This window comes from Phormidium sp. CCY1219 (assembly GCF_035615515.1).
In the GTDB taxonomy this organism is placed as follows: Bacteria; Cyanobacteriota; Cyanobacteriia; order Cyanobacteriales; family Laspinemataceae; genus CCY1219.
Map to the genome: position 1 here is coordinate 1 of NZ_JAJENT010000773.1, position 7,659 is coordinate 7,659.

Consider the following 7,659-nt stretch of genomic DNA (forward strand, 5'->3'; position numbering starts at 1 on the left):
GACTCTCCTCCCTATAACAATTCACTCTCACGACAATTAGCGCAATTAGCCAAAATTAATTGGGCAATGCCCTTTTATTAATTGGATTAAATCGCGTCTCTACAAGCGGGGGAGTTGGATGCATCTCTAACATTGTTGTTTAGGACATCTGCCCAGTACAAAGCTAGTTGTTAACCTGTTATCTGTGCGGGGGGGGGGGAGCTGGATACTGCATCCGGGAGAATAATGTGGTTATCCCTGTCGAAGAGAATTTTTCCTTCCTCTTGTAGGGTCTTTAAGAAGCGAGTAATCGTGACGCGAGTGGTACAGCAGGCGTCGGCGAGTTCTTGATGGGTGAGGCGCACTTGCAGTCGAGAGCCTTGGGGGACCCGATCGCCGAACAGGCGATCGCAGGTTTTGAGCAGACAGAGCAAGCGGTGTTTAATTTTGCGCCGACCATATACAGCTAAAAAATATTGGGTTTGATGCAAGTGCTCTAGCAGTTGGGAATTGTTGAAGGATTTGAGCTGGTTGCATTCTGCAATTTCTGCTTGGGGGATGCAGACCAATTCTACCGTATCCGAAACCGCCGTAGCTTGATAGATAGAGAAGGGGGTAAACTTCGGTCCGAAGGGCATTTTCGGACCGATAATGCCCATCATAATTTCTTCGTTGTTTTCTGTGAGGGTACTCAGTTTCACCCACCCCTCGCAGATAATCCACAGGCTATCGAGTTTGAAGGGGATGATGTCTCCTTTGAGATAGCAATGGCGATCGCGATCGCAGGTGGGGTCGAACGCTTCTTGCGCTTCCTGGGCGGCGATTCGCCGCACTCGGGCGGTGATATCGCGCACGCACAGACGCATGGAAAGCACATTGCCCGTTTCATCGCGATCGCAAGACAGGGTAAGCGCCGCGTCAAACGCATTGCGATACGGGGAATACAGGCGCAATTCCCATTCTTGCGGATCGCGGTGTTCTTGGCGCTGTCGCAGTTGTTGGCGAAAGGCGTTGCTTCGCTCGGAAGGAACCAAGGTCGGGAATGGTTTTCCCAGTAAGAATTGCGCGGGGCAATTAAACAGCACTAGGGCGGCGCGGTTGGCGTGAGTAATGATTCCGCTAGCGTCGGTGACCAGGTAGGCATCTGGGGACTCATTAAACAGGATGTGGTAGCGATCGCGCTCTCGTTCTACTTCGGAGTGCAGGTCCAAGATATTCTCGTGCTGGCATAATAGCTCCTCCATCGCCACCTGCAATGCTTCCGCCGCCGTCCCCAGTTCTTTAAACGCATGCAGCATCAGGGAGGGTTGTTTCTCCAAGGCGGGATTTGCCCTTTCGTAGAGTCGGCGAACGCGATCGTCGAGGGTCTCTACATATTGCCTCAACGATTCAAAAGTCATAGCCTGAGTGCTCACTGCTGGATTCTCGCGATCGCGATTGATGGGTTGAAACATAATTCCTTCCTAAGCCACCCGGTGGCTTGACAACTTTTGCAACTTGCAATCTCCCGAGGTTGGGGTGCCTACCCTTCCTGTAGCAAAAACTATTGTGCCCATCTTCTCTGTGACCGAGTGAAAGCAGTTACGGTATGATTTTTCCGAAAAAACATATTACTCTCAAATTCTATCGCCAATTTAGGCTAAATGCAAGGAGTTTGCCATTTAATTTCACCGAACCTGCAATCCTCGACCCCCTTTCTCCACAAGGATTCTATTTTCTATGTGCGGTATCGGACAGAAAAAGATTTGGGTCTGTGATATGTAACACTTTATTCCCGGATAGCCTGTCCGCGTATTCGTTACTACACCATAAGTTAACCGGAGTTTATCCCTACTGGGAGATTGGCGTGTCGGGGATTGCACTTATTATGGATCTATCAGCAAAACCCGACCATTGACCCAGGATAAACAGATCAAGCCGGTCGATTTAGCCCAATATATCGGCGTTATTGATACCAGGCGTGGAATATCAGTGCAAAAAGCGCCCCAGATTTCGCCTCCCCCAGTCCCCGAAAAATCGTTAACCCTGCGGGGCATTTACGATGATAGAGTTAGGGCAGAGATATCTTGCACGACAGGGAAACGAGGGGGATTAGGGAAAGTTATCGGAATGGATAAAGAGGCGGATGACTCGAACCCAAGCCCTGGGGATTTCCATCAAGCGGGATAAGAGTATGTAAAGTAATCAACTTACAGAGGTGAATAACTGATGAAAGCGATCGCTCCTGACAATATGATTTTACTGGTTGAAGATGACGCCAACTACGCGAAAATAGTTCAACTGGTTTTTGAGAAAGCCAATTTACCTTTTACCTTGCAGGTGGTCAAGAATGGAGAAGAAGCGCAGCTTTACCTTTCCCACTGCAACGGTGGAGGAAAAAGCGATCGCGCCACACCGATGCCTAAGCTAGTGCTGACGGATATTAACATGCCTCGCCTCTCCGGGTTGGAATTACTAGCATGGATCGCCGATAAACCCCGGTTGAAACACTTGCCGGTAGTGGTAATGAGTAGTTGTTTCGATGAGGAGCAAATTCAAACGATCGAGCGCCTCGGGGCGAGGGCTTATTTTACCAAACCTTTCAGTCTTAAAGAGTTGTTAAACCGCCTAACCACATGCGTCAGCAACTTGCAACAAGCAGCGTAGAGCAAACCGACGCCAGATGTTAGCCGATAGGCGATCGGCTAACAGAATCGGAGCATCGGCCCGATTTACATGGATTACTTTTATTGCGTTTGAAGGAAAAAGAAGAGCGAAGCTGAGGAGATTTCAATTTCTGCGCCAGTTTTACCTAAGCCATTTCCTGATTTTATCTGCCGAAAGTTGCCATAAATAAAGCAATTATAATGATTAGCAAGCCGGAGAGCGACCCTAACTTTTTTGCAAATTTTAAACCTTTACAAAGTAAAAGAATTTTAGTCGTAGAAGATGACATCTCTACCCGAGATTTATTTAAATTTATTTTTGAAGAAGCCGGGGCACAGGTTATCGCTGTGTTATCGATTAAAGAAGCGATAGAAGTGCTGCAAAATTTACAACCGGATGTATTGGTGAGTAACATGAAAATGCCTGATGGCGATGGGTTTGCGCTGATTGAAACCGTGAGAGAGTCGGAAGTAGGAAAAACCGTTCCCGCCCTGTTAGTCACGGGTTTGCCCGAATGGGAATACGGACCGAAAGCGCGGAGGTTAGGGTATGAAAAATACCTCACCAAACCTATCGATCCAGAAAAGTTAGTGGAAGAGGTATGCCATCTGGTTAAAAAAGGGGTTAACTGTTCGTTAACAGCCGATGAAGATTAAACCAAAATGCCAGTGGGTCTATGTCCCTACCGGAAAGGGGCGTCGTGGGAGCAGAATTTGACGCCGTTGGTGAGGAAAGCTGAGCATTCAGATGATAAAGAGGAAAAGCGTTTTTACCGTTTCCTTGGGGTCAAGGAAAGGGGGTCAATCGCCCAGTTCCAAGGGAAAATGGGGAAGGGAGGAAGAAAGAACCGCTTCAGCCAACCCAGGCGATCGCCGATTTTCCTGTCAGGGTTAAATTGGAAATTTAGTTATTTTCTCGGTTTTCAAAACTGCTGTCCTCCCCTTACGATGGGTTAGCAAGGCGCAATATGAGCAAGACAACACCTGCAAAAAACAATCTACTGCTTGGTTTGCCGATCGCGTCTGACTTTCAAAGAGTTACGAACCGGGTAATTAGGAGACAAGCTTAAAATGGGCTACGATGGTTATTCCACTCGTTATAGCCTCTGGGAAGCTGTGGAAGATTTAGCCGAAACCACAGTATCTTTAGGGGTGATTCCCGGGTTTGTGGTGCGCTACTTTCCCGATGGTCGGCACTTTTACATTCCCGACGAGATTCACGCCGAACCCCTGAGTGCGGAACAAGCCTATTTCCACTTAAAAGCATTAGTGGAAGAATCTGGCGTATTAACTGACATTGTCGAGGATAGCTCCGAGGATTGGCGATCGCCCCCGCTTGGAGAATCGGTAGGCGGAAGTATTCCTTCGTCCCCGCCAGCGATCGCCTATCACTCCTCTCCACTATAGGAAAAACCCTTCTCTTCTCTCTCGATACCCCTCGATATTCCTCAGATCACCTGTAGCCCCACGGGGCAATTTTTACCTAAACTCACCCCCTCGGCACAAAAAAAGCCCGACGGGAAGTCGGGCAATGTCGGAATGCGCGCAATTAGCGATCGCGAACCTTTACAGGTCCCCGCCGCGAAATGCCAGCAAAAAGATGACCACGGGGCCAGAAATCATAATTAACCCCACCATCGTGAGCTGAATAATCGCTTCCAGGTTGAGGTTACTTGCAAAATTGGTTAAAAAATCCATTTATCCTCCCAACAAATGCCCAATTGAATAGACGAGTAGGCTTCAGTGCGCTCCACCCTAGCTGGAAACCAACCCCGGGAAGAGAGCGCGGTTCGGTAAAATCCGCCTAATTATCTTACAAGCCAATGGCTCATTTTTTTAATAAACTTTACAAAACTCCAAAAAACCCAACTCCTGGGGGGATTCTCTGCAAACCCCGGGGGAGGCGCTCCATCGGTGAGGGAAAACCGCTATGCTAAAAAAGCAGGCGCGCAGAGAATAAGGAGAGGAGCGCTCGTGGCAACTTGGCAATGTGTAAAGCAGTGCGGGGCTTGCTGTCATCTGGATCCGGCGGATCGTCCCGACTTAGAAGACTACCTGACCCCCGAAGAACTAGAGCTTTATCTGAGTATGGTCGGATCGGATGGCTGGTGCGTGAATTACGACTCCTTAACCCGCGAATGTCGCATTTACGACGATCGCCCCCGGTTTTGTCGGGTCCGCGCCGATGTTTTCCAGGACATGTACGGCATCGAACCGGAAGAGCTCAACGAGTTTGCGATCGAGTGCTGCAGCGAGCAGATTTCCGGAGTCTACGGCGATCGCAGTTTAGAAATGGTACGCTTTCGCCATTATGTGGGAATTTAAAACAACCTCTACCAATGGGTTGATCTTTTTGGGCATTCTTTGGAACAATGAACTGCATACTGGAAACCTAGCGAGCGTTTAGCCCAATAACCCGTGAAAACATCTTCTGTATCCGATCGCAGCTCCATTTTGGTGAAAGAACAGCACTCCCCCACTCCGCCGGTAAGCGAAGCAGATGGCGATCGCGCCGTGGCGGAAACGCCGAACGCCCACAGCCCCACTGAGTCATCCAACGGCGATCGGGGCGCATGGGGAGTATTTGCCTCCACTTTCGTCACCATTTTTCTCGCCGAATTAGGGGACAAAACGCAACTGGCGACCTTGTTAATGACAGCAGAATCTCAATCCCCCTGGATTGTTTTTGCTGGTGCTGGTTCTGCATTAGTCGCCACCAGCTTGCTAGGGGTAATATTAGGAAGATGGCTTGCCAAGCGCGTTTCCCCAAAAACCCTGGAGCGATCGGCAGCGATCGTCTTGCTGTTTATCGCCGCTACCTTGGTGTGGGATGTGGTGCATTAACCCAAGCACTGCCCGCCATAAGGCGCAGCAACTGTAGGTTCTCTATTAACAGCGCGATAAAAAAAGCAATCAGAAAAAGGATAAAATATGATAGATTGGCAACTTCTCGGACTGAGTTTTATCACCGTGTTTTTAGCCGAATTGGGAGATAAAAGCCAACTTGCGGCGATCGCGCTGGGTGGCAGTTCCAAATTTCCCCGCGCTGTATTTTTCGGCACTGCCGGCGCGTTATTGCTCGCTAGCTTAATCGGCGTTTTGATTGGCGAAGGTGCAGCCCAAATTTTGCCCACTCAGTGGGTGAAAATCAGCGCCGCCGCCGGATTCGCCATCATGGGCATTCGCTTGTTATGGCCCAGTTCCGACTCGGAAGACTCCCCCGAATCCCCTGCAGAATTGGGAATTGAAAATTAAGCAATCGTAGGATACGTGACCCCCGTTATCCAATTCATGGGAAAATCCACGAATTTTATCCGGGGGTCACGCACCTTCCCCACCGCAATAAAAAACCTCCACCTATATTATAATGGCAGAAGCTTTCTGTTGTTTAATCTCATGGAATGCCCAGGGATTTATTGAGCCACGGATTCGCCGCGATCGCGATACAACCAAGTCAGCAGAATCGCGCCGCCAGTCAATTTCAGCAGTTCCAATGCCCAATATCCGGACTGCATTTGTGTCATTTCAGCCGCCGATTGCTGTAGCGGTTCTAACCAATTGAGCTGCATCACTAACGCACTCAGTTGCGGCGTCAAGCCATAGGTTTCGATAGAAGTCAGCGCCAACAGGAACACCGAAATTACAATAGCGGGAGTTATCCACTTTCCTTGCACTTGGTGCAGTTTTACCAAAGCCAAAATCCCGGTTAAAACTAACGCCGCACAGATTAATTCGATGCGATTAAACATGCCAAAAATCATGTAACCCGCGGAAGCAAAACCGGGTTGAGTCATCATTCCCGCCGCATATAAACTCGGCATAATTACCCCATCCAGCAGCAGGGTACCGCTCAGCCAAAATCCCAGACTCAATAATGCAATAGTTTGCCACAGTGGTTTTTTAAATTCGATTGTTGAATGTGCTGCCATCGATGTTTCCTCTTTCTTCTGTTGTGTCTCTATTACTTTTAGCTTATCGAATATCTGTAGCAATTGGGATTAAGTATTTTTTCAAAACGCTACGAAATGTATCGAAATCCCCGGTTTTGGCAGGAAAAAGGGTTAAGATTTGTTACGAAGGGGGTAACAGATGAAGATTTGAGGAGGTGGCGATCGCGGTTCTGCCCGCTTAGGGGAATGATATCATCAAATGGGGTTAGGTTTCCCTTCCCCCGACAGCGAAAGATTGCGAGAGGTTCTGGTGAAAGCAGTTGTTTTATTATCCGGCGGATTAGATTCCTCTACAGTGCTTTATCAAGCGAAAGCTGATGGCTGCAATTGTTATGCCCTCTCGTTTGATTACCAACAACGGCATCGGCGAGAATTGGAGGCGGCGCATGCGATCGCTTCGACGGCAGGGGTTGCCGAACATCAGATTGTGAATTTTGACCTGCGAAAGTGGGGGGGGTCTGCCTTAACCGACGAGGCGATGGACTTGCCAGCAGATCGCTCCCTGGAGGAAATGTCGCGCCACATTCCAATTACCTACGTGCCCGCGCGCAACAGCATTTTTCTCAGCTTTGCCCTCGCCTATGCAGAAGCGATCGCGGCGTCGCGGGTTTATATCGGCGTAAATGCCCTCGACTATTCCGGCTACCCCGACTGTCGCCCCGACTACATTCAGGCGATGCAAGAGGTATTTCGCTTAGGGACAAAACAAGGCCGAGAGGGAGAAGCGATCGCGATCGTCACCCCTCTGATTGACTTAAAGAAAACCGAAATCATTCAACTCGGCGATCGCCTGGGTGTCCCCTGGGAGAAAACCTGGTCTTGCTATGCCGGTGGGGAATTAGCCTGCGCTCAGTGCGATTCCTGTCGCTTGCGCTTGGCAGCATTTGCCCAATTAGGCTTAACCGACCCCCTGCCTTATGCTGGGGTTTAAGGAAATCTGGCGATCGCTGAGAAATTGAAGCGCGCCTTTTTTGTGGGGAGGGAGTTCAAACCCAAATTTTGCTCCTTCCAATCCAGGCGATCGACCCTCCGCCCCCACACCAGACGAAAAAGCCAACCTGAGTTCGCATACAGTTGGTAATCTG

At 49.3% G+C, this 7,659-nt stretch carries 10 protein-coding genes; 7 read left to right on the forward strand and 3 right to left on the reverse strand.

The features are described from left to right. Positions 1 to 170 precede the first annotated feature (170 nt). Entirely contained in the window at positions 171 to 1,433 is a 1,263-nt protein-coding gene (locus tag LKK83_RS23265; protein ID WP_324633773.1) for a PAS domain S-box protein, read from the reverse strand. A gap of 754 nt (positions 1,434 to 2,187) precedes the next feature. Here LKK83_RS23265 and LKK83_RS23270 point away from each other — a divergent pair. The 3 genes from LKK83_RS23270 (at position 2,188) to LKK83_RS23280 (ending at position 4,031) form a co-directional block, all read left to right on the forward strand. Beyond that, positions 2,188 to 2,625, forward strand: a complete 438-nt coding sequence (locus LKK83_RS23270; RefSeq protein ID WP_324633774.1) for a response regulator — start codon at positions 2,188 to 2,190, stop codon at positions 2,623 to 2,625. Positions 2,626 to 2,825: 200 nt separating this feature from the next. Next, positions 2,826 to 3,281 (forward strand): response regulator, encoded by a 456-nt coding sequence (locus LKK83_RS23275; RefSeq protein WP_324633775.1) that lies wholly within the window; start codon positions 2,826 to 2,828, stop codon positions 3,279 to 3,281. A 414-nt stretch (positions 3,282 to 3,695) separates the two neighbouring features. Further along, positions 3,696 to 4,031 carry a hypothetical protein gene (locus LKK83_RS23280; protein ID WP_324633776.1) on the forward strand — a complete coding sequence of 112 codons (336 nt, stop codon included), beginning with the start codon at positions 3,696 to 3,698 and terminating at the stop codon, positions 4,029 to 4,031. Between the two features lie 159 nt (positions 4,032 to 4,190). On the opposite strand, the gene psb30 is transcribed toward LKK83_RS23280, so the two are convergent. After that, complete coding sequence (gene psb30, locus LKK83_RS23285; RefSeq protein WP_324633777.1) at positions 4,191 to 4,322, reverse strand: photosystem II reaction center protein Ycf12/Psb30; 132 nt, start codon at positions 4,320 to 4,322, stop codon at positions 4,191 to 4,193. A gap of 276 nt (positions 4,323 to 4,598) precedes the next feature. Between psb30 and LKK83_RS23290 the strand changes: the two genes are divergently transcribed. The 3 genes from LKK83_RS23290 to LKK83_RS23300 all read left to right on the forward strand — a co-directional run bounded on the left by LKK83_RS23290 (position 4,599) and on the right by LKK83_RS23300 (position 5,879). Next, entirely contained in the window at positions 4,599 to 4,949 is a 351-nt protein-coding gene (locus LKK83_RS23290) for a YkgJ family cysteine cluster protein (RefSeq protein ID WP_324633778.1), read from the forward strand. 93 nt (positions 4,950 to 5,042) lie between these two features. Further along, positions 5,043 to 5,468 (forward strand): TMEM165/GDT1 family protein, encoded by a 426-nt coding sequence (locus LKK83_RS23295; RefSeq protein WP_324633779.1) that lies wholly within the window; start codon positions 5,043 to 5,045, stop codon positions 5,466 to 5,468. A 90-nt stretch (positions 5,469 to 5,558) separates the two neighbouring features. After that, the gene (locus LKK83_RS23300; protein ID WP_324633782.1) at positions 5,559 to 5,879 is read left to right on the forward strand and encodes a TMEM165/GDT1 family protein; all 321 of its coding nucleotides are present in this window, start codon (positions 5,559 to 5,561) and stop codon (positions 5,877 to 5,879) included. A 158-nt stretch (positions 5,880 to 6,037) separates the two neighbouring features. On the opposite strand, the gene LKK83_RS23305 is transcribed toward LKK83_RS23300, so the two are convergent. Then, the gene (locus LKK83_RS23305; RefSeq protein WP_324633780.1) at positions 6,038 to 6,553 is read right to left on the reverse strand and encodes a hypothetical protein; all 516 of its coding nucleotides are present in this window, start codon (positions 6,551 to 6,553) and stop codon (positions 6,038 to 6,040) included. Positions 6,554 to 6,824: 271 nt separating this feature from the next. Between LKK83_RS23305 and queC the strand changes: the two genes are divergently transcribed. Next, positions 6,825 to 7,505, forward strand: coding sequence for a 7-cyano-7-deazaguanine synthase QueC (queC, locus tag LKK83_RS23310; RefSeq protein WP_324633781.1), 681 nt, complete (start codon positions 6,825 to 6,827; stop codon positions 7,503 to 7,505). The last annotated feature ends 154 nt before the right edge of the window (positions 7,506 to 7,659 follow it).

What these genes read in the sequence shown, in the direction of transcription:
- LKK83_RS23270 (WP_324633774.1), top strand. Translation starts at nt 2,188, where the DNA reads ATGAAAGCGATCGCTCCTGACAATATGATTTTACTGGTTGAAGATGAC.
- LKK83_RS23305 (WP_324633780.1), bottom strand. Translation starts at nt 6,553, where the DNA reads ATGGCAGCACATTCAACAATCGAATTTAAAAAACCACTGTGGCAAACT.
- LKK83_RS23280 (WP_324633776.1), top strand. Translation starts at nt 3,696, where the DNA reads ATGGGCTACGATGGTTATTCCACTCGTTATAGCCTCTGGGAAGCTGTG.
- LKK83_RS23275 (WP_324633775.1), top strand. Translation starts at nt 2,826, where the DNA reads ATGATTAGCAAGCCGGAGAGCGACCCTAACTTTTTTGCAAATTTTAAA.
- psb30 (WP_324633777.1), bottom strand. Translation starts at nt 4,322, where the DNA reads ATGGATTTTTTAACCAATTTTGCAAGTAACCTCAACCTGGAAGCGATT.
- LKK83_RS23265 (WP_324633773.1), bottom strand. Translation starts at nt 1,433, where the DNA reads ATGTTTCAACCCATCAATCGCGATCGCGAGAATCCAGCAGTGAGCACT.